Origin of the sequence: Methylovorus menthalis, from assembly GCF_020523625.1 — a bacterium.
GTDB lineage: Bacteria > Pseudomonadota > Gammaproteobacteria > Burkholderiales > Methylophilaceae > Methylovorus > Methylovorus menthalis.
Window position 1 is genome coordinate 1,225,469 of sequence record NZ_JAJAQH010000006.1, and the last position, 24,189, is coordinate 1,249,657.

A 24,189-nucleotide genomic window follows, 5' to 3' on the forward strand; every position below is an offset into this window, starting at 1 on the left:
AGATCATTAGTTAACCAATAGAACCCTACTGTTTGAACACCAATAGCGGCTATGGTGTTCGAGGCTAACTTTGTGCGAGGCGAAAGACGCTAATTGAGAAATCAGCAAAGCGAGTGTACTGGGACAATAGGTCAGTAAAGGTGGATACGAGCGTTAACCCAGATTTCAGGGATAGTCCTCCTCCGACAAAAACAATCCAACGCATGATCATTCACCATACCTACGGCTTGCATCCAGGCATATACAATCGTGGGCCCACGAACTTGAAGCCTTTTCTTGAGTTCCTTTGAGATTCGTTCAGAGAGTGGTGAATTCGCTACCCAGCATTGTCCATCACCCTCGATCACCTTGCCGCCAGTGATCGACCAGCAAAAATCACGGAAGCTTCACCACGGCTTTCCATTTCGCAGTAAATCTGCGCGCCCCGAATAGTCGCCTCTATTTTGGCCCGGGCGCGGATGATGCCAGGTCGGATATGGAATATTTAATCATCCCCCAGCGCACTTAAATGTGAAGTTGCAGGTATTTTATGGATGCTCAGATCAGCGCCCATGTATTCTTCCTCCTGCGTCAGCCGGATACCAACCACAGCCTTGAGCACGCCATAAACCAGCAATCCTCCAGCCAATGCGATCACCACGCCCAGCGTTGTGCCAATGAGTTGCGAAACGATGTTGACGCCGCCCATGCCGCCTAGAGCTTGTGAGCCAAAAATACCGGCGGCGACACCGCCCCAGGCGCCGCACAGGCCATGCAGTGGCCATACGCCGAGGACGTCGTCGATTTTCCAGCGGTTTTGCACGTAGGTGAAGGTCCATACGAATAGCAGGCCAGCGACGCCACCGGTGACCAGGGCGCCCAGCGGATGCATGACGTCAGAGCCTGCGCAGACGGCGACCAGGCCAGCGAGCGGGCCATTGTGTACAAAGCCGGGGTCGTTGCGACCGAGGATGACGGCGGCGATGGTGCCACCGACCAGTGCCATGAGGGAATTCAATGCGACCAGGCCGCTTACGGCATTGAGGGTTTGGGCGGACATGACGTTGAAGCCAAACCAGCCGACGGTGAGTATCCATGCACCCAATGCCAGGAATGGGATATTGGATGGCGGAAATGCATGCAGACGGCCATCTTTGCTGTAGCGGCCGTGGCGGGCGCCTAGCATGATGACGGCGCCGAGGGCGATCCAGCCGCCCATGGCGTGTACCACCACGGAACCGGCAAAGTCATGGAAGGCGAAGCCGAATTGCTGCGTGAGCCAGGCTTGAATACCGTAATGGCCGTTCCAGGCGATGCCTTCAAAGAAGGGATACACCAGCCCGACCAGGGCAAATGTCGCGGCTATTTGCGGATTGAATTTGGCACGTTCGGCTATGCCGCCAGAGATGATGGCGGGAATCGCAGCGGCAAAGGTCAGCAGGAAGAAAAACTTGACCAGCTCATAGCCATTCTTCGCGGCCAGCACATCGGCGCCGTGCATGAAATCTACGCCATAGGCAATGCCATAGCCGATGAAAAAATAGGCAATGGTGGATACCGAAAAATCCACCATGATCTTGACCAGCGCATTTACCTGGTTTTTGCTGCGCACCGTGCCCACTTCAAGGAAGGCAAACCCGGCGTGCATGGCAAGCACCATAATCGCCCCGAGCAATATAAAAACAACATCATTTGCTGACTGCACCGACTCCATTGCGTACTCTCCTGTGAAATTTTTGTTTGGCTCAAAAGAGCAAAATTCAAGCCAATACAGCAAGTTATTGTTTATTCAGGATTTCGGTATTTGGTTCGTTGAGACTTTGCACATTTAAAGTGCATTTGTCAGTGCAGCGCACGTTAAGTGTGCATTAGGTGGATTAAACGGCGGAATTTATGACTTCTGCCAGGATATTGCGCCTGAAAATGGGGCATCAGCGCTTTGTCTGGTACCAACCCTGACTGCGATTCACCAGTTGCACGATGAGCAGCATGACGGGCACCTCGATCAGCACACCAACCACAGTAGCCAGCGCCGCGCCGGAATGAAAACCGAACAGACTGATGGCGGTGGCCACGGCCAGCTCGAAAAAATTGCTGGCGCCAATGAGGGAAGAAGGTCCGGCAATCGCATGCGACTCGCCCACTTGCCGATTCAGCCAGTAAGCCAGCCCAAAATTGAAGAAGACCTGCACCAGAATCGGCACCGCGAGCAGCAGGATCACCAGCGGCTGCGTCATGATCGCCTGCCCCTGAAACGCAAACAGCAGCACCAGCATGAGCAGCAATGCCAGCATGGACCATGGCCCGGTTTTCTCCAGCACGGCATTGAGGCGGGGCGTGCCTTGTTGCAGCAGATGTTTGCGCCAGCCCTGGGCGATGATCACGGGGATCACGATGTAAAACAGCACCGACACCATCAGGGTGGTCCACGGCACATGAATGGACGATAACCCCAGCAACAGCGCCACGATGGGCGCAAAGGCGATGACCATGATGCTGTCATTGAGCGCCACCTGCGAAAGCGTAAACAGCGGATTGCCATTCACCAGTCGGCTCCAGACAAACACCATGGCGGTACAGGGTGCGGCGGCCAGCAGAATCAGCCCGGCGACATAACTATCCAGCTGCTCTGCCGGTAAATACGAGGAAAATACCTGATGGATGAACAGCCATGCCAGTAACGCCATGGAAAAAGGCTTGACCGCCCAGTTGATGAAAAGCGTGACGGAGATGCCTTTCCAGTGCGATTTCACTTCGCTCAAGGAACGAAAATCCACTTTCATGAGCATGGGAATGATCATGACCCAGATCAGCAGGCCCACCAGCAGATTGATCCCCGCCCACTCCAGGCCAGCAACGGCTTCAAACCACGCGGGCAGCCATTGCCCGAGCATGACGCCGACCACAATGCACAAGCCCACCCATAGCGAAAGATAGCGCTCGAATATATTCACAACGCCTGTTCCTGTTGTGTTTGCACTATCGCTTGCATGTGCTGCCGAATGGCATCAGGGTCCAGCTGGTTCAGGGGTAAAGCCATCAGCTGGGCAACGCAGCCTTCTATCTGCTGAAAAATGCGCTTAAACGCAGCACGCTTTTCATCATCCGTGCCCTGCACGGCCGCCGGATCTTCAAATCCCCAGTGCGCGGCGATGGGCTTACCGGGCCATACCGGGCAAAGCTCGCCTGCGGCGTTGTCACATACGGTAATGATGAAGTCCATCTGCGGCGCATCCGCCTGGGCAAACTCATCCCAGCTCTTGCTGCGCAAGGCGCTGGTGTCATAGCCTATCGCGGCCACTTGCTCGATGGCATACGGGTTCACCTTGCCATTGGGGTGGCTGCCCGCGCTGTAAGCCTTGAAGCGGCCCTGCCCCAGCATATTGAACAAAGCTTCCGCCATAATGCTGCGGGCGGAGTTTCCCGTGCATAAAATCAGTACCTTAACCACGTTCTCGCTCATGTTTGTGCCGTCCAGATAATCAGCAACAGCCGGGTTTGGCGTCTGCCGGTTTTGTTGCTTTGCCTATCATGGTGATCGGCACACAGCACTCACCTTGCGCAGCAGGCTCCGCCGCCGACGCACCAAACACGGGGATGGCTTCCAGCGTGTGATAGGTTTCCCATGGCACACCCTGGGGATCGGTAACCCAGTATTTGTCGGACTTGGCATAACAACAGGCCGCGCCCAGTTCAGGCTTCACCTGCGCTGCTGTCTGCTGCTCTATCGCCTGCAGGCGAGTGTGCATCTCCGTCAGTTCACCTTCGTTTTCGACTTGTATGCCCAGATGATTCAGGCCAGCGGGCGCGTTGCGCATGGAGATGGCAAAGTTGATGCGAGGATCATCCAGCATCCACTTGGCGTAATCGGGCTTGAGCACCGCCGGAGCCGCGTTGAACAGCGCCGAATAAAACTGGATATTGGCGTCAAGGTCGTCCACCGCAATATGGATATGCATGCGTTTCATGGTTAAGCTCCTTTGCTTGCGCAATCGAGTGAGATGCAGGCGGTTCCGCCGCAACAGTTTTCAGTGAGGAATGCCAGCAGATCATTCATGCGGGCAAAGTTGGCCGAGTAAATGACAAAGCGCCCTTCTGTCCTGGCGCTCACCAGCTCGGCATGCGCCAGCTCCTTGAGGTGGAACGACAGCGATGAGGGCGGGATAGAAGCGAGTTCGCTGATCTTGCCAGCCGCCAGCCCCTCTGGCCCGGCCTGAACCAGCAGACGAAATACCCCCAGGCGCGATTCCTGGGCCAATGCTGCGAGTGCTTTTACTGCTGATGTATTTTCCATATTTCTATAATAGTCGAAATATGGAAATGGTCAACCTGTTTTTCTTAATCTGTTTTTCTTAATAGGCGAAGCTGATATTGCGAGCCTGAGTCATCGAACTTGTGTTTGCCCATTTGTCGCTGCGCGCCATGCAGCCCCGCACCCACACATCAGAAAATTCAATGATAAGAAGCGGAGTGCAGGCAGGGAGGCAACGCGCTAGATTGCCGCTCATCCTTTTGATTGAGCGTAAAATTATGTGCAGTTTCTTAACAAGTGCGCCCTACCCCATGCCCTTGACTGATCCCCGTTGGCAACAGATTCAGCAGCGTAACCCGGCGGCCGAGGGCTGCTTTTTGTATGGCGTTCGGACCACAGGCATCTATTGCCGCCCGACCTGTGGCGCGCGCACGCCCAAGCCGGAGAATGTGCAGTATTTCCGCTCGGCGGCGGAGGCCGAGCATGCGGGGTTTCGCGCATGCAAACGCTGCAAGCCAGCCCTGGCAACTGCAGATGCTCAAGCACCTCATGTTGAAAGCATTACCCAGGCATGCCGCCACATTGAGCAGGCAGAGCACGTGCCCAGCCTGCAGGCTTTGGCAGAGATGGCCGGGCTCAGTGTTTCGCATTTTCATCGCCTTTTCAAAGCGGCCACTGGACTGACCCCCAAGGCGTATGCCATGGCACACCGCAGCCAGCAGCTACGGGAGCATCTGCAAGCCAGCCGCAGCGTCACTGATGCCATGTTGGAGGCAGGCTTTAACAGCAGCAGCCGTTTTTATACGCAATCTGGCCGCCTGCTGGGTATGACGCCCACGCGCTACCAGCAAGGCGGGCGCGGCATGCTGATTCGTGCGGGAATATCGCCATGCAGCCTGGGCACCTTGCTGGTCGCCGCCAGCGAGCGCGGCGTGTGCGCCATTGCCATGGGCGATGATGCCGCCAAGCTGCTGCAGGAATTACATGCCCGATTCCCCCATGCCAAGATCGTGGAACAGGATGCGGTGCTGGAACAGCAGCTGGCATCGGTATTGCGCTTTATCGAGACGCCGGCGCTTGGCCTGGATTTACCGCTGGATATCCAGGGCACGGCCTTTCAGCAGCGGGTGTGGCAGGCCTTGCGGGATATTCCTCGCGGCAGCACCATCAGCTACCGCCAGCTCGCCGAGCGCATAGGCAAACCCAAGGCTATCCGCGCGGTGGCAAGCGCCTGCGCGGCCAATAGGCTGGCAATGGCGATCCCATGTCACCGGGTAGTGGGCAGCGATGGCCGTTTAACAGGCTATCGCTGGGGAATTGCGCGCAAGCAGGAATTATTGAAGCGCGAAGCCAGTCAATGAAGAGGTGCCCATGTCATACGCCTGTCGACTTCGCGGGTATACACTGGAGCCCTCACCCTTAACACACCGCCATGGCTGCCAGCACCATGGCCTTATCACCGGAGCCACTTAGCCATGTTTGAATCCGCCGAAATTGGCCACAAGATAGACCGGGAGGAATACAAGAAACGCCTGCCAGCATTGCGCGAAGCCCTGCTCGATGCGCAATACGATATGCTGCAAAGCCGCAAATTTCCGGTGATCGTGCTGATCGGTGGCGTCAATGGCGGTGGCAAGGGAGAAACCGCCAATATCCTCAACGAATGGTTTGATCCGCGGCACATCAATACCTTTGCCTTTGGCCCGGCCACCAGTGAGGAAAGCCAGCGTCCGCCCATGTGGCGTTTCTGGCAATCGCTGCCACCCCAGGGCGAAATCGGCATTCTGTTTGGCTCCTGGTATAACGACCCCATCACGGACAAATCCCACGGCAAGATCAAGAAAAATGCGCTGGATAAAGCAATAGAGGACATCGTGCGGCTGGAGCGCATGCTAACCGATGAAGGCACCTTGCTGATCAAGCTGTGGTTTCACTTGAGCAAGGACCAACAGAAAACCCGCATCAAAAGCCTGCAAAAAGACCCAGCCACGCGCTGGCGCATTACCGACCAGGATATGGCCGAGCTGAAACTCTACGACAAGATCAAGAATGTCAGCGGTCATGTCATCCGCGAAACCAGCACCGCGTTTGCCCCATGGGTGATTGTGGAAGGCTATGACGCCAATTATCGCAATCTGACGGCGGGCCAGGTAATCCTCGAGGCCATACGCAACCGGCTGGATAACAAGCCGCGTCCGCCCAGCGCACTGGCGGCGCCTTTCATGCCGCCATTGGACCAGTTACGCATAGTTGACACCCTGAATCTTGATCAGTCACTGGGCAAGGAAGAATACAGTCTGCAACTGGAGAAAACCCAGGGCAAACTGAACCAGCTGACCCGCCACCCCGCCTTCAGAAAACTCTCGGTTGTGATTGTGTTTGAAGGCGTGGATGCCGCAGGCAAGGGCGGCAGCATACGGCGCATCACACAGGCGCTGGACGCCCGCAGCTACAACGTGGTGCCGATTGCCGCGCCCACGGAAGAAGAGCGCCAGCATCCCTACCTGTGGCGTTTCTGGCGGCATCTGCCTCGCCGCAGGCGCATCACCATTTTTGATCGCAGCTGGTATGGCCGGGTATTGGTGGAACGCGTGGAAGGCTTGTGCGCCGATGCCGACTGGCAACGCGCATATGCCGAGATCAATGACTTTGAAGAGCAGATCGCCGAACACAACACCCTGGTGGTGAAATTCTGGCTGCAGATCAGTCCGGAAGAGCAGCTGGCCCGGTTTGAAGCACGAGAAAAAACCGCCTTCAAACGTTTCAAGATCACCGAAGAAGACTGGCGCAACCGCAGCAAATGGGATGCTTACCAGGACGCCGTGTGCGACATGATAGACCGCACCAGCACCGGCCAGGCACCGTGGACATTGATCGAGGCAAATGACAAATATTTTGCGCGCATCAAGATACTGAAAACGCTGTGCGCGCGTCTGGAAGAGGCGCTGGAACAACAGGAAAAGCTGGAAGGCAACAAAACGTAAAGGCTGAACGTGACTAAACCCGGCTCGTATTCTCTAGCCGGCATCGCCCTCAGAGAAAAGCTAACTCAGCACAATATGCTCAAGCGCTTCGGGATCGCCTATCCAGAAGTAATAAAACTCGCGCACCACCACCAGAAACAGACGCCGGGTTTCTTTCATGTCAAACAGCGGCAAGGTATTGTCCACCGCCAGACGATAAAGCTTGGCATCTTGCGCGGGGGCATCGCGCAGCCTCACCAGCAGCAGCTTCACCAGCTTGATACGGGTTTCCACCACCTCTAGCTCCGCGCCCTCTTGGCGCAAGGCATGGCGGTAGGCCTTGAGCGGCCAGTTTTCAGCGGTGCTGAACTGAGTTTGATCGAGGCTATCCCACAAGGCTTGCAGGTTTTGGGACAGCGGCTGCCAGGCCACGGCAGGCGGCGCAAAGCCCGCATCGGCATTCATGGCCGCCACCGCCTTGATATCCTGAATCCAGAAAGGGAAGTATTCACGCGCCACTGCCAGCAGCAAAGGCCACTCGGCTCGCGGCAGTTGTTCCAGATGCTTTTCCACAACATCGCGGTAGATGGCGCTATCGGCTGCCTGATTCGCCAGATCGACCGCCAGCGCCTGTAAAAAACGTTCGCGATGCTGCAGGGTCGCGGCATCAGCGCCTTTGGCTTTCAACAAATTGAGGTAGGCTTGACGGGCCTCTTGCTCACGACTATTGCTCATACATGTACTTGAAATGGAAAGCCTGAATTCTGACGAATCACTATAACTGATAAGGGCGGAAGAATGAAAGGTGCATGCACATGCGCTGGACATCAACACGCTTTACGCACCACGGCTCTTTAAAAGCGGGGCGGTCAGCCCCATCTTTAATTTGCTTTTCAGGGCATGGTCTCCGTGCAAAAATGGGCAGGGCCGCCATTCAGCATGCATATCACCATGCCACTGGCGTGCATAAAGCCTTGTTCACTGTAAAAATAGTGAAGTTAGAAAAATAGTGAAGTTAGAAAAATAGTCAACTTAGAAAAATAACCAACCTAAAAGTCCTGACCGTGGAAATTTTATTGATCGTTATTCTGCTCGCCAGCGCCTGGTTCTGGCTGGACAGCATTGGCAGCCGCGAGGCTGCCATCCAGCATGGCAGCGCCCTGGTGGAACGCACCAACCTGCAATTGCTGGATGAATCCGTGGCCTGCACACGCATACGCGTGGGCCGCAACAGTCGTGGCCGTGTGCAATTGCTGCGGACTTATGAGTTTGATGTGAGCGCCCATGGCAGTGACCGCATGGCCTGCCAGCTGCAGATGCTGGGGCGCCAGCTGCATTCCTGGCATATTCCGCCCTATCTGCAGGCGGTGCATTAGGTCATTATCCGCATGCCCTATCGTGGCCGTTTTGCCCCCTCACCTACCGGGCCCTTGCATTTCGGCTCGCTGATCGCCGCCACCGCAAGCTACCTGCAGGCGCATGCCATGCAAGGCGAATGGCTGGTCCGCATGGAAGACCTGGATACCCCACGCACGCTGCCCGGCGCCGCTGACCATATTCTGCGCACGCTGGAACACTATGGCTTTGAGTGGCATGGCCCGGTGATCTATCAAAGCCAGCGCCAGGAGGCGTATGCAGCAGCGCTGGCCCAGCTGCAAGAGCAGGGCGCGATCTACGGCTGCGGTTGCTCGCGCAAGGAAATTGCCGACTCGGGGTACCACGGCATTGACGGTCTGGTCTACCCCGGCACCTGCCGCGATGGGCTGGCACCGGGGAAATCCGCCCGGGCATGGCGCATCCGGGTGGGCGATCAAGCCATCCATTTTGAAGATGAAATTCAAGGGCCACAGCAGCAACAGCTGGCTGACGACATCGGCGATTTTGTACTGAAACGCGCCGATGGCCTGTTTGCCTACCAGCTCGCCGTGGTGGTGGATGACGGCTGGCAAGGTATCACCCATGTGCTGCGCGGCGCCGACCTGCTGGACTCGACGCCCAGGCAGATTTTTTTGCAGCAAGCGCTCCAGCTGCCGCAGCCCGGCTATGCGCATGTGCCCGTTGCCACCAATGCCGCAGGCGAAAAACTCAGCAAACAGACATTAGCCCCCGCGCTGGAATGGCAGCATGCCAGCGAACAACTCTGGCAGGTATTGCAGTTTTTGCAGCAATCCCCGCCGGATAGCTTGCGGCAGGCACCGCTCGCGGAGCTCTGGGCCTGGGCCGGTGAACACTGGCAGCTGCAGGTTATTCCGAAAACCCGCCATATTCCCTACCCCATCTAGACCTTGCAGCACTTTGCGCAAGCCTGCTTGCAAAGCACCGGCTTAGCCTCCATGTTAAAATGAGACCATGAATACACTATCTATCCAGCATCAAGATCTGTTGCATCGCTTCGTTTTCGACAACACCCCGATTCGCGGCAATACCGTGCATCTGGACCGTACCCTGCAAAGCGCCTTGCAGCATCAGCAATGCCCGCCTGTGCTGAGAAGCGCCCTGGGCGAGCTGATGGCCGCCAGCGCCTTGCTTTCTGCCACCCTCAAGATGCAGGGCGGCGCTCTGGTCCTGCAGATTCAGGGGCAAGGCCCGGTAAATCTGCTCGTGGTGGAGTGCACTGCGGAACTTGGGCTGCGCGCCACGGCCAAATGGACAGGCGACCTGGAAGGCATGCGCTTTACCGAACTGGTCGGCAATGGTCATTTTGTCATTACCCTGGACCCCAAGGATGGCGGCCAGACCTACCAGGGCATTGTGCCGCTGGAAGGCGACAACATCAGCGAAATCCTGCAGAACTACATGCAGCGCTCCGAGCAGATTGCCACGCGCATCTGGCTGTCGGCCAATGAAAACAGTGCCGCCGGCATGCTGCTGCAAAAGCTGCCAGACCAGCCTGAGCAAGACCTGGACGCCTGGGATCGCATGGGCTTTCTGGCCGATACGGTCAAGCCCGAGGAGTTGCTAGGATTATCCGCCGAGCAGATGCTGCAGCGCTTGTTTCATCAGGAAGATGTGCGCCTGTTTGAGCCGCAGGCAGTGAATTTCCATTGCAGCTGCTCCCGCACCAGCGTGGGAAACATGCTGAAAATGCTGGGTCCGCAGGAAGTGGCCGAGATACTGGAGGAACAAAGCACCATTGAAATACATTGCGATTTCTGTAACGCCGAATACACCTTCGACAAGGTCGACACCGAGCAGCTGTTCAGCCCGGACATTGTTATGCCTGCCACGCAAAGCCGTCACTAGGCGGCGTGGCCTGGGGCCGAGCGGATCATCAAACTGTCACGAGGGCCGTGCTAATCTGCACGCCCTCTCAGCCTTGGCGTAAGCATGGCCTTTTCATTCAAGCGGTTCCAGCAGCACATTCCAACCCGGGATACCATCCTGGCTTCGCGCTGGCTCAGTCCATTCCGCAAGCAATTGCAGGATAGACGGCTGTGGCGCCTTGAGCGCAAGGCCGTGGCGCGCGGCGCGGCCATCGGCATCTTCTTTGCCTTTATCATTCCCTTCGGGCAATTCTTCGCCGCCGCGCTCACCGCGCTATTCATGCGTGCCAACATCAGCATTGCCATGCTGGCGACACTGGTCACCAACCCATTCACCTTTCCTCCGGTGTACTGGCTGGCGTACAGCATAGGCTCGCTATTGATCGGCCAGCAGGAGATAGCGCCACTGCTGGAGCATGCCATCGAAGCTGAACCCATGATGGTGGATATGCACTGGATAGACAGCAGCCTGGCGTGGCTGAAAAGTGCAGGCTTGCCGCTGGTGACAGGCTTAGCCACGCTGGCCGTGGTCGGCTCAACCGTGACCTATGTGGGGACACTGGTGATCTGGAAATGGCGGCAGGATCAGCGCCGCGCTAAACGACGCAAATCTGCGGCCTGATAGCGCGGTTCGGTCCAGCCAGCATCACCAACCAGACCCGGGAGATTACCCCTAGTTCAGATTCTGCCGCAGACGCTCAAACACACAGATAGACGTGGCCGCAGCCGCATTGAGTGACTCCACCTGCCCCTGCATGGGAATATGAATCTTGCGGCTGGCCGCCGCTTGCAGTTTCAGGCTGAGGCCCGCGCCTTCATTGCCAATCAGGAATGCCACGGGCTGGCGCAGATCCTGCGCATACAAGGATTCCCCCTGCATGACCGTCGCCAGCGTCTCCCCTGAAAAATTCTCGGTCAATGCCAGCAAGTCCGACCGCTCCACCACCGGCAACACAAACTGCGCGCCCTGCCCGCCACGTAGTGCCTTGGGCGACCATGCTTCGGCACAGCCTTCCGACAAGTAGACCACCTGCACGCCCGCAGCTGCCGCGGAGCGCAACATGCTGCCCAGATTGCCCGGGTCCTGAATATCTTCCAGCATCAGCACAAACTCCAGCGTTTCAGGGATGGCTAGCTGGGGCGTATCTACCAGCGCCAGGATGCCAGTTGGCGTTGTCACCGGCGATAACTCGGCAAACATCAGCGTCGTCACCATCAGTGTCGGGATATCCGCCAGTTCCTGTATCAGGCCATTCACCTCATTGGTGGACTGCCCTTCGGCAATAATGAGCTGGCGCGGCATGCCAAATACCGCCATGTAATCCCGCAGCAAATGCGGGCCATCCAGCAGGGTCTGGCCCAGGCGGCGGCGCTCGCGGGAAGATTCCGCCAGCTTTTTAAGTTGCTTGAAGACAGGGTTGTCGCGCGAGGTAATATGTTTGAAGCTCATGGCAGGTTCCAGGGGGGAGTGCCGGCATTTTACCCGATTACGCCAACGGGCCGTAGGCAATGCCGAGACGAGGTTTGCAAAAGATGGCGTTCGGGGTAATACTTTTGCACCCGGACCTGTCGCCGGCATGGCATGTGATCATCACTGATCGACACCATAAGCCATCCGGCTACGCCAGCACCAGCCGAAGGAGTATCCAACACGTGAATACTGATTTTATTCTGGCGGCAATTGATGCCGTCAATTCCGCCATCCTCAGCCATGAGGCCGATATCGAGGGCCTGGACCGCGACATTGGCGATGGTGATCATTACATCAACATCAAGCGCGGTTGCGCGGCAGCCGCCGCCATGCGGCCAGAGCTGGTAAGCCTGCCTACCGATGCCGCCCTGCAAAAAATCGGCATGAAAGTGCTGTCCAGCATAGGCGGCGCTTCCGGCCCGCTGGTTGCCAGCTTTTTTCTGGAGATGGCAAAAGCCATCAAGCTCAAGGCACCCGTTTCGCTCGCCGATCATGCCGCGCTGTTTGCGGTTGGCGTAGACGGCATTCAGCATCGTGGCAAAGCCCAGGTGGGCGAAAAGACCATGATGGATGTCCTGATACCGGTATCTACCCTTTTCACCCAGCTTGCGAGCACGCATGCCGAGCTTGATGCAGTCCTCCTGAATGCCATCAAGGCTGAAGCAGAAAAAGGCATGCTGGCCACGCGCGACATGCTGGCGACCAAAGGCCGGGCTGCCGGGCTGGGAGAACGCGCCATCGGTCATATCGACCCCGGTGCAAAAAGCTGCCAGGTGATGATCCATGCCGTGTGCGACATGCTGCTGGGCCAAGCCCATTAAGGCATCGCCCAAGCATTGCCCTGACTCAAATAATAGCCATCACAAAAAGCAGGAGGAGACCCCATGAAAAAATTCATGAACCAGCCCGACACCATGCTCACCGAGAGCCTGCAAGGGTTTGCCGCCGCGCATGCGGACCTAGTGACGCTGCATCTTGATCCCAACTACCTGGTGCGTGCCCAAAAAGCCCAGAACAAGGTAGCCGTGATTTCGGGCGGCGGCTCTGGCCACGAGCCCCTGCATAGCGGTTTCTTGGGATATGGCATGCTGGATGCGGTGTGCCCCGGCTTTGTGTTTACCTCGCCCAGCCCGGACCAGATGCTGGCCGCCGCCGAGGCGGTGGAATGCGGCAAGGGCGTGCTCTTCATCGTCAAGAATTACGCGGGCGATGTCATGAACTTTGAAATGGCAGCAGAAATGCTGTCCTGTGAAAGCGCCACCGTGCTGACCAGCGATGATGTGGCGGTAGAAAATTCCACCTACACCACGGGGCGTCGCGGCGTCGCGGGCACCGTGATCGTGGAAAAAGTGGTCGGCAGCCTGGCAGAAACCGGAGCCGACCTGGCCACCTGCAAGGCGCTGGGCGACAGAGTCAACCGGCGCACAGCCTCCATGGGTGTGGCACTCACCAGCTGTACGGTACCGGCCGCAGGCAAACCCACCTTTGAGCTGGGCGAGCAGGAGCTGGAAATGGGCGTCGGCATTCATGGTGAACCCGGCCGCCGCCGCGAAGCCATGCGCCCCGCGGATGAGATTGTGGCAGACCTGGTCAAGGCGATACTGCATGATCTGGCCCCCGCCTCTGGCAGTGAAATCCTGCTGCTGGTCAATGGCTTTGCCGCTACACCGCTGATGGAGCTTTACCTCTTGTACAACAGCGCCGCACGTTTGCTGCAATCCCATGGTCTCATCATCAGCCGCTCGCTGGTCGGCAACTACACCACCGCGCTGGATATGGCAGGCGCCTCGATCACAGTGTGCCTGCTTGATGACGAGATCAAGCAGCACTGGGATAGCCCAGTACATACCGCCGCCCTGCGTCGGGGCATGTAACCTTGTCTGCACGTCCGAATAACCGCCTCATCACGCTCACGCGAAAAGGAGCAGCATCATGAACGACAAACAACTGGTAGCCGAGCATGCCGCCAGCCTGGTGGAAGACAGCATGATCGTCGGCCTAGGCACCGGCTCCACCGCCAATTACTTCATCGAAGCGCTCAGCCGTCGCCAGCGTGACGAGGGCCTGCGCATCACCACCGTGGCCAGCTCCACCATCAGCGCCATCAAGGCAGCCGAGCATGGCCTTTCACTGCTGGATATCTCGCAACTGGGGCATTTTGACCTTTATGTGGATGGTGCCGATGAAATCACGCCGGGGCTGACCCTGCTGAAAGGCCGCGGCCAGGACCTGGTCATGGAAAAACTGCTGGCGCGTGCCGCCGAGCGCTTTGTGGTGGTGGCGGACAAGAGCAAGCAAGTCAGCCGCATAGGCGAGAAATTCGTGATTCCCGTTGAAGTAATGCCAGCCGCCTGGAAGATCGTCCGCCACGCGCTGGAAAAAGCCAACGGCGAGGCCGAGCTACGCCTGAATGCCACCAAGGATAACGTCGCCGTCACCGCCCACGGCAGCTATGTGCTGGATGTGCGCTTCCCCGATTGGCTGGACGATGCCGAGCTGGATATTCTGCTCAACAACACACCCGGCGTGGTTGAGCATGGCGTATTTCGTGGCCTCGCCAGCCTGGTGTTGATTGCCGACCAGGGGCAGGTGGAAGTGGTGTCTGCATGAGGGGATTTTTTTCAGGAGCAGATTTGTTAAGGGCTAGATTGCTACATACTGCATCTTCAATGAAGTCACCGCGTCCGCGGTTTGTCATAGCGCAACTCGGCGCGGGCTTGTGGCTCTGCGCGGGCCTTATCGGCAGCCATCCCGCACTTGCCGCCGACGCCTTGCGGCCGGGGTTATGGGAAACCAGCATCAAGCTCAAGCTGCACAATATGCCGCAGATTCCTGACGAACAGCTGCAGCAGCTGGAAATGCTGGGCATACAGCTGCCGGTGGGCAATCAGCCCATGACCGTGCTGCAATGCCTGACACCCGAACAGGCCAGGCTCGAAAAGCCCATCGTACCCGCCAATGACCAGGGCTGCGTCATCCGCAATTACCGCCATGCCGGTAAACAGGTGAATGGTGATGTGGTATGCTCCGGCAGCTTGCAGGGTACCGGCAAATTTACGATGCAGTTGCAGAGCGACACCGCATTCAAAGGCCAATTGACGGCGCAGGGCACCAGCAATGAGCTGGGGCCTATCGACCAGACCACCGACTTTAGTGGCCGCTGGGTACAGGCTGCCTGCAATGCAGACACCCCTACCTTTCCATGATGTCGGTGCACCCTTTGCTGCCCCGGCATCTGATGACCCTAACCCGAGCTTTTAACCCGCTTATCACTGAGTCTTTATTTCATGCATCTTGAACGTATCCTCCACGCACAGGGCTTCGGCTCCCGCAAAAACTGCCGCATCCTGGTCCGCCACCATGCGGTGACAGTCAATGGCGAGCCTTGCGATAACCCCTTTGCCGATTTTGACACTGACAAGCTGGCATTCACGGTGAACGATGAGCCATGGGAGTATCGGGAAAAGGCTTACCTGATGCTGAACAAGCCTGCCAACTACGAGTGCTCGCACAAGCCTCAGCATCACCCCAGCGTGTTTGCCCTGCTGCCGCACCCGCTGCTGGAACGCGGCGTGCAATGCATAGGGCGGCTGGATGAAGACACGACCGGCCTGATTCTGATGTCGGACGATGGTCAGTTCATACACCGCATGAGCTCGCCAAAATGGAAAGTGCCCAAGATATACGAAGTTGGCGCCAAGCACGCGGTGGATGCTGAACAGATACGCCAATTGCTGGAAGGCGTGCAACTGGTGGATGAGCCTGCTCCCATCGTAGCCCTGGCCTGCAAGCAGATCAGTGATCAGGTGCTGCATCTGACATTGGCAGAAGGCAAATACCACCAGGTGAAGCGCATGCTGGCCGCCGTGGGCAATCGGGTGGAAAGCCTGAAGCGTATTCGTATTGGCGAGCTGGTATTGCCAGACGACCTGGCGGAAGGCGAATGGCGCTGGCTTACCGAAAGCCAGCTGGCCTTGTTGAATGGCGCAGCCCGCGCCTGATGATCCTAAGCACGGTGGGGAAAGTAGCCGATAACATCGCTATGCCACCGCTGCAAAAACCATCGATGCCGCATCCGCCACAGCTCAGCACCAAGGCCGGATGGGCAAGATTGGGCATGGAACCGAATCTCATACCCGCAAGTCACAGGCATTACCGTATAATGCGGGTTCCTGCGCTTCACCAATGACCGCAGCATCCCTCACATCACCCCATCTCGTTGCCTGAATTGGTATGCTCACAAAGCAATAGGCAGCTGCAGGAGTTTTAACCTTGTCTACCGTTGTTGAAAACGCCGCTGGCTTTGCCCAGCTCGGCCTTGCCGAACCCATTTTGCGTGCTATTGTCGATGCTGGCTACACCACGCCCACCCCTATTCAGTTGCAGGCCATCCCTCAGGTATTAACCGGGGGAGATCTGCTCGCTGGCGCACAGACCGGCACCGGCAAAACTGCGGGTTTCACTCTGCCGCTGCTGCATCTGCTGCAAGGCCGCCCCGCCAAGAACAAAGCCGGGCAGCCGCGCTGCCTGATCCTGACACCCACGCGCGAGCTGGCCGCACAGGTGGAAGAATCCGTACAAACCTATGGCAAATACCTGCCGCTGAAATCCATGGTGATGTTCGGCGGCGTGGGCATCAACCCGCAGGTCGCCCAACTGAAAAAGCCGCTGGATATTCTGGTGGCAACCCCTGGCCGATTACTGGATCACGCCAACCAGAAAACCGTCGACTTGTCTGCCGTGGAAATCCTGGTGCTGGACGAAGCCGACCGCATGCTAGACATGGGCTTTATTCGCGACATCAAGCGCGTGCTTGCATTGTTGCCCAAACAGCGTCAGAACCTGCTCTTCTCGGCGACTTTTTCCGATGAAATCAAGGCACTGGCCGATGGCCTGCTGCATAACCCGGGCTTTGTTGAAGTGGCGCGCCGCAACACCGCATCAGAACTGGTGGAGCAAACCGTGCATCTGGTGCGCCAGAGCCACAAGCGCGACATGGTCAGCCACCTGATCAAGCAGAACAACTGGCAGCAGGTGCTGATTTTCACCCGCACCAAGCATGGCGCCAATCGCCTGGCCGACAAACTGGTCAAGGATGGCATCCCCGCCGCCGCCATTCACGGCAACAAGAGCCAGTCCGCCCGCACCAAGGCACTGGCGCAATTCAAGGATGGCAGCCTGCCGGTGCTGGTCGCGACCGATATTGCCGCGCGCGGACTGGATATTGACCAGCTGCCGCAAGTAGTGAACTTTGAGCTGCCCAATGTGGCGGAAGACTATGTGCATCGCATTGGCCGTACAGGGCGCGCGGGTAGTAGCGGCGCCGCTGTATCGCTGGTAGATGAAGAAGAAATCAAGCTGCTGAAAGGCATTGAACGCCTGATCAAGCGCGAAATTCCGCGCGTGGAAGTTGAAGGCTTTGTACCATCGCCGGTAGACAAATCTGCCGCGAGCGAAGAGCGTGAGCCACGCGCTCCACGTCCACGCCAGGGGCAAGGCCAGCCTCGTCAGGGCCAACCACGCCAGAATCCAGCCCGCCAAAGCCAGCCTCGTGATTCGCAAGCATCGCCCTCGCAACCCCGTCAGGCCCGGGAAAATCCTGCCCGCCCAGGCGGTCAGCCACGCCAAGGCAAACCGGCGGCTGCCAATGCGAATGGGTCACGCAATGGCGCCCAGCCGCAAGGCCAGCGCCGCCCGCAGTCTGGCAAGGCTAACGGCGCCAATGGTGCCGCGCAAGGGAACCGCAAACCACAGGATGCCGCTGCCGCAGGCAAGCCATTGTCAGAAGCAGCCCGTCATCAGGCCCTGCCACAGACGCCGATATTTGCCCCCAAGCCAGGCCCACGCCACATGCCCAAAGGGCCACGTAACGGTAGTGGCGGCGGAGGTGGTCGCGGCAGATGAAGATATGGGTAGACGCCGACGCCTGCCCGGTCGTCATCAAGGAAATACTCTACCGCGCAGCGGAGCGTTGTCGCCTGCCCACTGTTTTTGTTGCCAACAAGCTGCTACGCCTGCCGCCCTCACCCTATCTGCAAGCCATGCAGGTACCGGGTGGGTTTGACGTGGCGGACAATGAAATTGTCGAAAAACTGGAAGCGGGCGATCTGGTCATTACGGCCGATATTCCGCTGGCCGCCGCGGTGATTGCCAAGGATGGGCATGCACTTAATCCGCGTGGGGAAATGTACGACAAGGCCAATATCCACGAGCGGCTGAGCATGCGCAACCTGATGGAAACCCTGCGCAGCAGCGGCGTGGAACTCTCGGGACCTGCCACACTCAACCAGCAGGACAGGCAGACTTTTGCCGCATCGCTGGATCGTTTTCTGGCGCGCCTGCCCAAAACCACCCAATAACAGGAAAAAACACCATGCTGCACAGACTGTTTGCGCTTGCCCTTTTCTGCCTGCTGACCGCCTGTATGGGCGTGCCGCCCGGCGCCGAACCTGTCACCAAGGTAGACGCACAGCGCTATCTGGGGAAATGGTATGAAATCGCTCGCCTTGACCATAGCTTCGAGCGTGGTCTGGAGCAGGTATCCGCCACCTACTCTCCGCGTGAGGATGGGGGTATCAAGGTGATTAATCGTGGCTATGATCCAGCAAAAGCCCAATGGCAGGAAGCCGAAGGCAAAGCCTATTTCCTGAAGCCAGCCGATGCCGACGGTCGCTACCCCGGCATGTTGAAAGTATCTTTTTTCGGGCCGTTTTACGGTGCCTATAATATTCTGGCGCTAGACCCGGAGTACCAGCATGTACTGGTCAGCGGGCCAGATACCTCTTATCTCTGGATATTGTCCCGCACCCCGCAACTCCCTCAAAAAACACTGGAGCCCCTGCTGGCAAAAGCAAAGAGCCTGGGCTTTGCCACCGACAAGCTGATCTACCCGCATCAACCTGAAAAGCCATAAGCGGCGCACAGACACGCAGGTAATAAAAAAGCCGGAGGCCATGCTCCGGCTTTTTTTACGCCTTGCGTTTGAAAGCTAGCGTTTCACGATCAGGCTGTTCTTGACCGATTTAACACCTGTAGTTTCCCTGGCCAGTCGCTCGGCCGTATTCGCCTGCGCCTGCGCATCGACAAAACCACTCAAGAGCACGACCCCACGATGCGTTTCCACGCTGATCTGCAAGCCCTTGAAGCCCTCCTCCTTCACAATCGCCGCCTTGATACTGGCGGTAATCACGCTGTCATCGGCAATCCGCTCCACCTCTTTGTTTTGTTCGGCAGATTTGTAATCCATGTATTCCTGCTGATCCAGCGTGCCGCTTTTGTTGATATCGGCCTTGGCAAAGTGGGTGGTATTGAACAGGGAATCTTTAGTGGCCTCTTTCACACTGAGTACACCATCCTTGTTCACATCCAGCTTTTTAAACGCCTCTATTTGCGGATTTTCCGTGATGTCGTCGGGCCTCGCCATGGCAGGCTGGCTGACTAGCACCCCTGTCATCCAGGTCGCCGCCAGGAGACGGTTCATCAATGATAATGTGTGCATATAAACTCCCTTCAATGTCTGATGGATATGCGTTCAGTCTACAAGCGCAGCGCCAGCTCAGCCGTCGGCAATCGGCACTTTTTAGTGTCGGCTCCAGCCTACACGCAGGCATGTGCATGGATTCATGCACATTTAATGCCAGCTAAATCAACCAGACCACTAAACCGGCACAATAAAAAAGCGCCACAAGGGCGCTTTGGGGGCAATGGCCGAAGAGTAATTCAGGCCGTCACTTTTTTCACGCGCGTGAAGGCATTGCTCTCAGTCTTAGGGTTGATATTCAGAATTTCTCTATCAGGGCTGGCTTGATGCAGATAGCTGCGATCAAACTCATCCTGCCGGATCGTGTTGACATACGCCTCAGGCGTGATAGCCGACTGCTTGAGCTCAGGGACGAATAAGGACAAGCTACCCACCACCGCAAACAAGATCAGGCTGGATGCAGCGAGATTGACTAACCAGTGGTATTGACCGTGGTGTTGGATATTCTGATTTTTTTTCATGATTCGTCTCCCTGCTTTTTTGGTAAAGATGGCGTGCATTGCTTAGGCTTGCTTTAACGTTTAGTGGCATTCTAGGAGTTAGTTCCCATGTTGTCCGTCCGACCAGTTCCTGAATTTGAGTAGGAAAAGGCCTACATGCATTGCCTAGTGATAATTCATTCTTAGTGATAATTGCACACTAGGCCGTTATACACAGCCTTCACACCCGGGACAGTCACCGCAAGTCGATAGGCGCAAGCAATCTGGTCATAACTGCCCAGTACTCCTTTGAGTACGACGATGCAACGCTTGGACTCCACCTCAATATCAAACCCCTTGAAATAAGGGTCTGCAAGCAATCGCTGCATGACTGCCTCTCGAATCTGCTCATCCTGCGTCGGTGCTACGGGTTGCGCGCGTTCACTGGATCTCGCCAAGTTATCGGGCATACCGGCCACTGGTGACAAGGTAAAGCTTTCCGCAACGTAGTCTGACATCATGAGTTCGGCTGACAGGTCATCCATGATTAACTCTCTTTCTGTTTAACGCTGGAAGAACGCCGATGCACCCTCCACGGCGGCCTCCATAAATAGGGTTTGATGAAGTAAGTGCATGATAATCAAGGCAGGAAAACCCAACAGTCGGAAGCATGCTGATTGTGATGTCAGCAAGTTCCGACGTGCATATGGGATAAATTCACAAAGGCATGCGGGGCATCGAGATGATGAAATATCAGGGGATTCATGGAGCGCTGGCGCGTAAGCCATGAAAATGAAAAAGCCCGCGTACAGGCTTTGGAATGATCAATCCATGTGAGGGATTGCCCTGACAAAACAGTGGCATTGATAGCGAAAAATCAGATGAGAGAATGACCCCGGTAGCCGGAGGCAACTCCTCGGCAGGCAAATGCGGCTCGCTTTTCTCCAACGATGGCTCACGCTGGTGTCTCGCCTCCAGAGAGGGGCTATCAGCCGCGATATGGGGCTGTTTGATAAACCAACCGACCATGATAATGCTGGAAGTAAACGCAAATACGATGACACTTAGTGCCGCCATATTGATCAGCCGTTCATGCTTCCTAACCTGCTTCATGTCAAAGCGCATCGTAAAAAGGATCTAGTGAAAAAGGGGTTTCGGGATTGCTCATCACGCATGGCGCAACTGGCAGCCATTCTGCACTGAGCGCACGCCAGATACCCCGCGCGCAATTTCCATGGCCGCAGCAATATCGCCATAAGAGGCAATCTTGCCGCTCAGGTATACCACGCCATGGCGGGTCGCCACGCCAAGAGTGATTCCCAGAAAACCCGCCTCTCGCAGCAGGCTGGTTTTAACGCGTAATGTCGTCATCATATCGTCCAGCATGCTCGAGAGGTTCATGACCTAGCCCTTTACAATCAAACTGTTATGTACGGATTTTACACCTTCGGTAGCGGCCGCAATTTCCTTGGCACGCTCAATCTGGGCCTTGTTCTCTACAAAACCGCTCAGCTGTACTACGCCATTGTGCGTTTCCACCGAGATTTCCAGCCCCTTGAAGCCTTCATCCTTCAGGATATTGGCTTTGATCTTGCTGGTAATCACGCTATCGTTGATCACACGTTTGGCATTCTTTTGCTGGTTTTTTGACTTATATTCAGAGTATTCCTTCTGATCCAGTGTTCCATCGCCGTCTACATCCGCCGCCTTAAAGTGCTTTTTGGTGAAGAGCTTGTCTTTGGAGGCTTCAGCTGGGGTCAGCAGGTCATTGCTGTTGGTATCCAGATTGCGAAATTCGGTCGCCAGAGGCGTCTGGTCGATAGTATCGGCAGTGCCGAAGGCAAATACCGAGCTGGAGCCGAGCCCGATGCTTGCAAGCAGTGCCAGGGTTGCGATATTGGTTGTACGGATTGTTTTCATGATTTCTCCTTGTTCTTGTCCGGCATCGAAACGTGCCGGAGACAAATTTGCCAACAGTAGCTCTACTGGCATTGGAGGCATGCTACGGGATGCGTGACGGGTAAGCAGTCAGCGCTACTCTGTAATTGATGTCAGATGAAGACTACAGCTGGAAACGCCCTGTTTGCAGGCATGCAAACAGGGCGTTTCGATGTTGATCCGAGAAGGAAATATCCACTATGTTTGATTGATATCCAGTGGGATGAGGGCGCGGGTAAGCATGCCATGTCCAGGCGAAGACTGGATTTCGAGATTGCCACCAATCGCCATGACGCGGTGACGCATGCCGGATAAGCCGTGGGTAGTACCGCCGCTGACGCTGAGATCCGCCCCGACACCATTGTCTTCAATTTCAAGCTTGACGAAGGCCAGCTCGGCCATGAGGTGTATCGATACTTTGCTCGCCTTGGCGTACTTGCTGGCGTTATTCAGTGTTTCCTGCACGACGCGGTACACAATCAAGCCGATGGTATCGCCAAACTTGACGCTCTCGTCCGGCAAAACAAGGTTAAGCTCCCACTGATTGCGCTCGGCCATATCCGAAATCAGCGAACGCAAGGCCGCCCAGAAACCGAAGGTGGCCAGCATGGAGGGATGCAGGTCCTGCACCACCTGGCGCTTGAACTGGATACCCTGGTCAATGTAACGCATGGTTTTTGCGAGCTTGTCCGCCACATCGGGGAAGGTATCGCGGGTTTTACGCGTCACCCAGGAAATGTCCATCTTGGTCGCCGTCAGGATCGACCCCAGTTCATCATGCAGCTCACGCGCAAGCTTCTCGCGCTCACGCTCCACGTCTGACTGATACCCTAGGGCCAGCGTGCGCAGCAACTGTGTACGCGAGTTGAGCTGGCTCTCATAGGTATGGACCTCTTCTTCAAGACGCTGGCGCAATTTGTCGCGCATGGACATTTCGCTCAGCAATTGCCGGATAACCAGAATTACCAGCACCAGCAAGACCAGCGAAGTACCGACAATGGCAATGCGGGTGTAGAGCACGCTGTTACGGCGTTTCATCACAAGCTTGTTGAGGGCATCATTTTGCTGGGTAAGCAAGGTAGCAATATAACCATTCAGCTTGAGCATCTCCTGCACGCCCTGATCGAGGTCAACTACACTATTGGCTTCGAGAGTGCGATTGGCATGCGCCAGCGCCATGGTGAGCTTCATTTCTGCGGCTTTTGCCTCCAGCGTACCGCTCACCGTCATCAACCAGTCTTTTTCATTATTGACCGGCATGCGACTGCTATCCTCTGTCACAAGACCACGCAGCCTGCGTATATCCAGCCGCGCAGCCGCCACCGCATCGTTGAAGGTGGTGGCATACATATCCTTTTTGGTCAGCAGATAGCCCCGCTGGGCACTTTCAGCTTCCGTCACGCGATAGCGCAAGTCTGATAGCGTGGAGATATTGTTGCGGATGACAAAGATATCTTCCGCCAACCGGCTGATCGACACGATCCAGCCATCGGCAATCACTACCGCCAGCAAGGTCAGTGTCATCGCGGCAATCAGGGTAGCCACCACACGGCCACCCAGCTTTTCAATCACACGTTCCGTCTGGGTCCAGATTTTTTTCATTAAAGTCATATTTGAATTTGTAAGCGCTCTCTTACAAGCGTTTCAGAGTATCCCCTCTCATGGGGAAACGCCCAAGCCATTAAGCTGGGATCACTATTTAGCCAAGCAAGGAAAACGCAATGCTTAACTATTCTATCGTGTTTTTGGTCATCGCCCTGATTGCAGCCTTATTCGGGTTTAGTGGCATCGCTGCAGGTGCGGCCGAAATTGCAAAAATCCTGTTCTACATCTTTCTGGTGATCTTTGTGATCTCATTATTGACAGGATTTTTCTCAAAGTAATCAATTATTTCAATTAATTTTTTAAAACAAGGGAAACACTATGTTTGGTACATCCAAAACGGAAGATCTGAAACAAAAAGCCGAATCGACTGCGGAAAACGTTAAAGACAATGTCACGGACATTGCACAGGATGCAAAAGTTGCCGCTGAAAAACTGAAAGACAAGCTGCAGGATAAATCGAATGCCTCCAAGGATGAAATTCTGGCGTTGCTGGAAAATGTAAAAGCCTTGCTGGAATCCAACGATCCCGGCGAGAAACTGGAAACCCTCAAAGACCAGCTGAGCACGCAGCTTAGCGACTGGAGCAATACCTTGCGCGGAGAAGTCCAGCAAGCCTTCAAAGTGGGTGAAACACGCTCCAAGCAGATTGTGCGCAAGCGTACCCTGCTAAGCCTGTCTGTGGTCTTCGGTACAGGTGCCGCTCTCGGCTATCTGCTCGGCAGTCACCATAACGAAGAGTAATCGCAACATTGCCAGCTT

At 56.2% G+C, this 24,189-nt stretch carries 31 protein-coding genes; 16 read left to right on the forward strand and 15 right to left on the reverse strand.

The window, feature by feature from the left end; genetic code table 11:
- Window positions 1-131: 131 nt before the first annotated feature.
- The 6 genes from LG204_RS11590 to LG204_RS11615 all read right to left on the reverse strand — a co-directional run bounded on the left by LG204_RS11590 (window position 132) and on the right by LG204_RS11615 (window position 4,273).
- Window positions 132-347 (reverse strand): DNA-3-methyladenine glycosylase I, encoded by a 216-nt coding sequence (locus tag LG204_RS11590; RefSeq protein WP_230337414.1) that lies wholly within the window; start codon window positions 345-347, stop codon window positions 132-134.
- 137 nt (window positions 348-484) lie between these two features.
- Complete coding sequence (locus LG204_RS11595; protein WP_230337415.1) at window positions 485-1,693, reverse strand: ammonium transporter; 1,209 nt, start codon at window positions 1,691-1,693, stop codon at window positions 485-487.
- 217 nt (window positions 1,694-1,910) lie between these two features.
- Entirely contained in the window at window positions 1,911-2,933 is a 1,023-nt protein-coding gene (gene arsB, locus LG204_RS11600) for an ACR3 family arsenite efflux transporter (protein ID WP_328441789.1), read from the reverse strand.
- Entirely contained in the window at window positions 2,930-3,442 is a 513-nt protein-coding gene (locus LG204_RS11605) for an arsenate reductase ArsC (RefSeq protein WP_230337416.1), read from the reverse strand. The genes arsB and LG204_RS11605 overlap by 4 nt, the downstream gene beginning before the upstream one ends.
- Window positions 3,443-3,461: 19 nt before the next feature.
- Window positions 3,462-3,947 carry an ArsI/CadI family heavy metal resistance metalloenzyme gene (locus LG204_RS11610; RefSeq protein ID WP_230337417.1) on the reverse strand — a complete coding sequence of 162 codons (486 nt, stop codon included), beginning with the start codon at window positions 3,945-3,947 and terminating at the stop codon, window positions 3,462-3,464.
- A gap of 2 nt (window positions 3,948-3,949) precedes the next feature.
- Window positions 3,950-4,273, reverse strand: coding sequence for an ArsR/SmtB family transcription factor (locus tag LG204_RS11615; RefSeq protein ID WP_230337418.1), 324 nt, complete (start codon window positions 4,271-4,273; stop codon window positions 3,950-3,952).
- A 236-nt stretch (window positions 4,274-4,509) separates the two neighbouring features.
- Between LG204_RS11615 and ada the strand changes: the two genes are divergently transcribed.
- Window positions 4,510-5,592 carry a bifunctional DNA-binding transcriptional regulator/O6-methylguanine-DNA methyltransferase Ada gene (gene ada / locus LG204_RS11620; protein ID WP_230337419.1) on the forward strand — a complete coding sequence of 361 codons (1,083 nt, stop codon included), beginning with the start codon at window positions 4,510-4,512 and terminating at the stop codon, window positions 5,590-5,592.
- A 114-nt stretch (window positions 5,593-5,706) separates the two neighbouring features.
- On the forward strand, window positions 5,707-7,215 hold the full coding sequence (gene pap, locus LG204_RS11625; protein WP_230337420.1) for a polyphosphate:AMP phosphotransferase: 1,509 nt from the start codon (window positions 5,707-5,709) through the stop codon (window positions 7,213-7,215).
- Between the two features lie 60 nt (window positions 7,216-7,275).
- Here the strand turns inward: pap and LG204_RS11630 are convergent, their stop codons facing one another.
- On the reverse strand, window positions 7,276-7,929 hold the full coding sequence (locus LG204_RS11630) for a hypothetical protein (RefSeq protein ID WP_230337421.1): 654 nt from the start codon (window positions 7,927-7,929) through the stop codon (window positions 7,276-7,278).
- Between the two features lie 329 nt (window positions 7,930-8,258).
- Between LG204_RS11630 and LG204_RS11635 the strand changes: the two genes are divergently transcribed.
- The 4 genes from LG204_RS11635 (at window position 8,259) to LG204_RS11650 (ending at window position 11,079) form a co-directional block, all read left to right on the forward strand.
- Window positions 8,259-8,570, forward strand: coding sequence for a DUF3301 domain-containing protein (locus tag LG204_RS11635; protein WP_230337422.1), 312 nt, complete (start codon window positions 8,259-8,261; stop codon window positions 8,568-8,570).
- A gap of 12 nt (window positions 8,571-8,582) precedes the next feature.
- Window positions 8,583-9,476: a tRNA glutamyl-Q(34) synthetase GluQRS gene (gluQRS, locus tag LG204_RS11640; protein WP_230337423.1), complete on the forward strand. Its 894-nt coding sequence runs from the start codon at window positions 8,583-8,585 to the stop codon at window positions 9,474-9,476.
- A 67-nt stretch (window positions 9,477-9,543) separates the two neighbouring features.
- Complete coding sequence (gene hslO / locus LG204_RS11645) at window positions 9,544-10,437, forward strand: Hsp33 family molecular chaperone HslO (RefSeq protein WP_230337424.1); 894 nt, start codon at window positions 9,544-9,546, stop codon at window positions 10,435-10,437.
- An 84-nt stretch (window positions 10,438-10,521) separates the two neighbouring features.
- Window positions 10,522-11,079 (forward strand): DUF2062 domain-containing protein, encoded by a 558-nt coding sequence (locus tag LG204_RS11650; RefSeq protein ID WP_230337425.1) that lies wholly within the window; start codon window positions 10,522-10,524, stop codon window positions 11,077-11,079.
- Between the two features lie 51 nt (window positions 11,080-11,130).
- Here the strand turns inward: LG204_RS11650 and LG204_RS11655 are convergent, their stop codons facing one another.
- Window positions 11,131-11,907: a TrmH family RNA methyltransferase gene (locus LG204_RS11655; RefSeq protein WP_230337426.1), complete on the reverse strand. Its 777-nt coding sequence runs from the start codon at window positions 11,905-11,907 to the stop codon at window positions 11,131-11,133.
- Between the two features lie 203 nt (window positions 11,908-12,110).
- Between LG204_RS11655 and dhaL the strand changes: the two genes are divergently transcribed.
- The 8 genes from dhaL to LG204_RS11695 all read left to right on the forward strand — a co-directional run bounded on the left by dhaL (window position 12,111) and on the right by LG204_RS11695 (window position 18,841).
- Window positions 12,111-12,749 carry a dihydroxyacetone kinase subunit DhaL gene (gene dhaL, locus LG204_RS11660; RefSeq protein ID WP_230337427.1) on the forward strand — a complete coding sequence of 213 codons (639 nt, stop codon included), beginning with the start codon at window positions 12,111-12,113 and terminating at the stop codon, window positions 12,747-12,749.
- Window positions 12,750-12,812: 63 nt separating this feature from the next.
- Entirely contained in the window at window positions 12,813-13,802 is a 990-nt protein-coding gene (gene dhaK, locus LG204_RS11665; RefSeq protein ID WP_230337428.1) for a dihydroxyacetone kinase subunit DhaK, read from the forward strand.
- Between the two features lie 58 nt (window positions 13,803-13,860).
- Window positions 13,861-14,538, forward strand: a complete 678-nt coding sequence (gene rpiA / locus LG204_RS11670; protein ID WP_230337429.1) for a ribose-5-phosphate isomerase RpiA — start codon at window positions 13,861-13,863, stop codon at window positions 14,536-14,538.
- A gap of 59 nt (window positions 14,539-14,597) precedes the next feature.
- A complete protein-coding gene (locus tag LG204_RS11675; protein WP_230337430.1) occupies window positions 14,598-15,134 on the forward strand; it encodes a DUF3617 domain-containing protein in 537 nt (178 codons plus the stop codon).
- Window positions 15,135-15,215: 81 nt separating this feature from the next.
- Window positions 15,216-15,929, forward strand: a complete 714-nt coding sequence (locus LG204_RS11680; RefSeq protein ID WP_230337431.1) for a pseudouridine synthase — start codon at window positions 15,216-15,218, stop codon at window positions 15,927-15,929.
- Window positions 15,930-16,200: 271 nt separating this feature from the next.
- Window positions 16,201-17,832, forward strand: a complete 1,632-nt coding sequence (locus tag LG204_RS11685) for a DEAD/DEAH box helicase (protein WP_230337432.1) — start codon at window positions 16,201-16,203, stop codon at window positions 17,830-17,832.
- Window positions 17,829-18,287, forward strand: a complete 459-nt coding sequence (locus LG204_RS11690; protein ID WP_230337433.1) for a YaiI/YqxD family protein — start codon at window positions 17,829-17,831, stop codon at window positions 18,285-18,287. Before LG204_RS11685 ends, LG204_RS11690 begins: the two co-directional genes overlap by 4 nt.
- Before the next feature lie 14 nt (window positions 18,288-18,301).
- The gene (locus tag LG204_RS11695) at window positions 18,302-18,841 is read left to right on the forward strand and encodes a lipocalin family protein (protein WP_328441798.1); all 540 of its coding nucleotides are present in this window, start codon (window positions 18,302-18,304) and stop codon (window positions 18,839-18,841) included.
- Window positions 18,842-18,916: 75 nt separating this feature from the next.
- On the opposite strand, the gene LG204_RS11700 is transcribed toward LG204_RS11695, so the two are convergent.
- From LG204_RS11700 to LG204_RS11730, 7 genes are all read right to left on the reverse strand, one after another.
- Window positions 18,917-19,426: a BON domain-containing protein gene (locus LG204_RS11700; RefSeq protein ID WP_230337434.1), complete on the reverse strand. Its 510-nt coding sequence runs from the start codon at window positions 19,424-19,426 to the stop codon at window positions 18,917-18,919.
- Window positions 19,427-19,647: 221 nt separating this feature from the next.
- Window positions 19,648-19,929: a hypothetical protein gene (locus LG204_RS11705; RefSeq protein WP_230337435.1), complete on the reverse strand. Its 282-nt coding sequence runs from the start codon at window positions 19,927-19,929 to the stop codon at window positions 19,648-19,650.
- Between the two features lie 161 nt (window positions 19,930-20,090).
- A complete protein-coding gene (locus tag LG204_RS11710; RefSeq protein ID WP_230337436.1) occupies window positions 20,091-20,432 on the reverse strand; it encodes a BON domain-containing protein in 342 nt (113 codons plus the stop codon).
- 217 nt (window positions 20,433-20,649) lie between these two features.
- Window positions 20,650-21,012: a hypothetical protein gene (locus LG204_RS11715; RefSeq protein WP_230337437.1), complete on the reverse strand. Its 363-nt coding sequence runs from the start codon at window positions 21,010-21,012 to the stop codon at window positions 20,650-20,652.
- A gap of 42 nt (window positions 21,013-21,054) precedes the next feature.
- Window positions 21,055-21,288: a BON domain-containing protein gene (locus tag LG204_RS11720; protein WP_230337438.1), complete on the reverse strand. Its 234-nt coding sequence runs from the start codon at window positions 21,286-21,288 to the stop codon at window positions 21,055-21,057.
- Between the two features lie 3 nt (window positions 21,289-21,291).
- Complete coding sequence (locus LG204_RS11725) at window positions 21,292-21,807, reverse strand: BON domain-containing protein (protein ID WP_230337439.1); 516 nt, start codon at window positions 21,805-21,807, stop codon at window positions 21,292-21,294.
- A 216-nt stretch (window positions 21,808-22,023) separates the two neighbouring features.
- Window positions 22,024-23,427: a sensor histidine kinase gene (locus tag LG204_RS11730; protein WP_230337440.1), complete on the reverse strand. Its 1,404-nt coding sequence runs from the start codon at window positions 23,425-23,427 to the stop codon at window positions 22,024-22,026.
- A 119-nt stretch (window positions 23,428-23,546) separates the two neighbouring features.
- Here LG204_RS11730 and LG204_RS11735 point away from each other — a divergent pair, with 119 nt between their 5' ends.
- On the forward strand, window positions 23,547-23,708 hold the full coding sequence (locus LG204_RS11735; protein ID WP_013441969.1) for a DUF1328 domain-containing protein: 162 nt from the start codon (window positions 23,547-23,549) through the stop codon (window positions 23,706-23,708).
- A gap of 40 nt (window positions 23,709-23,748) precedes the next feature.
- On the forward strand, window positions 23,749-24,171 hold the full coding sequence (locus LG204_RS11740) for a hypothetical protein (protein ID WP_230337441.1): 423 nt from the start codon (window positions 23,749-23,751) through the stop codon (window positions 24,169-24,171).
- Window positions 24,172-24,189 lie beyond the last annotated feature (18 nt).

Bases quoted from the DNA above. Each gene is read 5' to 3' on its own strand.
- gluQRS (WP_230337423.1), top strand. From the start codon at position 8,583: ATGCCCTATCGTGGCCGTTTTGCCCCCTCACCTACCGGGCCCTTGCAT.
- LG204_RS11605 (WP_230337416.1), bottom strand. From the start codon at position 3,442: ATGAGCGAGAACGTGGTTAAGGTACTGATTTTATGCACGGGAAACTCC.
- LG204_RS11700 (WP_230337434.1), bottom strand. From the start codon at position 19,426: ATGCACACATTATCATTGATGAACCGTCTCCTGGCGGCGACCTGGATG.
- LG204_RS11740 (WP_230337441.1), top strand. From the start codon at position 23,749: ATGTTTGGTACATCCAAAACGGAAGATCTGAAACAAAAAGCCGAATCG.
- LG204_RS11715 (WP_230337437.1), bottom strand. From the start codon at position 21,012: ATGCGCTTTGACATGAAGCAGGTTAGGAAGCATGAACGGCTGATCAAT.
- LG204_RS11675 (WP_230337430.1), top strand. From the start codon at position 14,598: ATGAAGTCACCGCGTCCGCGGTTTGTCATAGCGCAACTCGGCGCGGGC.
- LG204_RS11595 (WP_230337415.1), bottom strand. From the start codon at position 1,693: ATGGAGTCGGTGCAGTCAGCAAATGATGTTGTTTTTATATTGCTCGGG.
- ada (WP_230337419.1), top strand. From the start codon at position 4,510: ATGTGCAGTTTCTTAACAAGTGCGCCCTACCCCATGCCCTTGACTGAT.
- LG204_RS11680 (WP_230337431.1), top strand. From the start codon at position 15,216: ATGCATCTTGAACGTATCCTCCACGCACAGGGCTTCGGCTCCCGCAAA.
- dhaK (WP_230337428.1), top strand. From the start codon at position 12,813: ATGAAAAAATTCATGAACCAGCCCGACACCATGCTCACCGAGAGCCTG.
- LG204_RS11720 (WP_230337438.1), bottom strand. From the start codon at position 21,288: ATGAACCTCTCGAGCATGCTGGACGATATGATGACGACATTACGCGTT.
- LG204_RS11615 (WP_230337418.1), bottom strand. From the start codon at position 4,273: ATGGAAAATACATCAGCAGTAAAAGCACTCGCAGCATTGGCCCAGGAA.
- LG204_RS11655 (WP_230337426.1), bottom strand. From the start codon at position 11,907: ATGAGCTTCAAACATATTACCTCGCGCGACAACCCTGTCTTCAAGCAA.
- LG204_RS11725 (WP_230337439.1), bottom strand. From the start codon at position 21,807: ATGAAAACAATCCGTACAACCAATATCGCAACCCTGGCACTGCTTGCA.
- LG204_RS11630 (WP_230337421.1), bottom strand. From the start codon at position 7,929: ATGAGCAATAGTCGTGAGCAAGAGGCCCGTCAAGCCTACCTCAATTTG.
- LG204_RS11650 (WP_230337425.1), top strand. From the start codon at position 10,522: ATGGCCTTTTCATTCAAGCGGTTCCAGCAGCACATTCCAACCCGGGAT.
- pap (WP_230337420.1), top strand. From the start codon at position 5,707: ATGTTTGAATCCGCCGAAATTGGCCACAAGATAGACCGGGAGGAATAC.
- LG204_RS11735 (WP_013441969.1), top strand. From the start codon at position 23,547: ATGCTTAACTATTCTATCGTGTTTTTGGTCATCGCCCTGATTGCAGCC.
- LG204_RS11710 (WP_230337436.1), bottom strand. From the start codon at position 20,432: ATGGATGACCTGTCAGCCGAACTCATGATGTCAGACTACGTTGCGGAA.
- hslO (WP_230337424.1), top strand. From the start codon at position 9,544: ATGAATACACTATCTATCCAGCATCAAGATCTGTTGCATCGCTTCGTT.
- rpiA (WP_230337429.1), top strand. From the start codon at position 13,861: ATGAACGACAAACAACTGGTAGCCGAGCATGCCGCCAGCCTGGTGGAA.
- LG204_RS11695 (WP_328441798.1), top strand. From the start codon at position 18,302: ATGCTGCACAGACTGTTTGCGCTTGCCCTTTTCTGCCTGCTGACCGCC.
- LG204_RS11610 (WP_230337417.1), bottom strand. From the start codon at position 3,947: ATGAAACGCATGCATATCCATATTGCGGTGGACGACCTTGACGCCAAT.
- LG204_RS11730 (WP_230337440.1), bottom strand. From the start codon at position 23,427: ATGAAAAAAATCTGGACCCAGACGGAACGTGTGATTGAAAAGCTGGGT.
- LG204_RS11705 (WP_230337435.1), bottom strand. From the start codon at position 19,929: ATGAAAAAAAATCAGAATATCCAACACCACGGTCAATACCACTGGTTA.
- LG204_RS11690 (WP_230337433.1), top strand. From the start codon at position 17,829: ATGAAGATATGGGTAGACGCCGACGCCTGCCCGGTCGTCATCAAGGAA.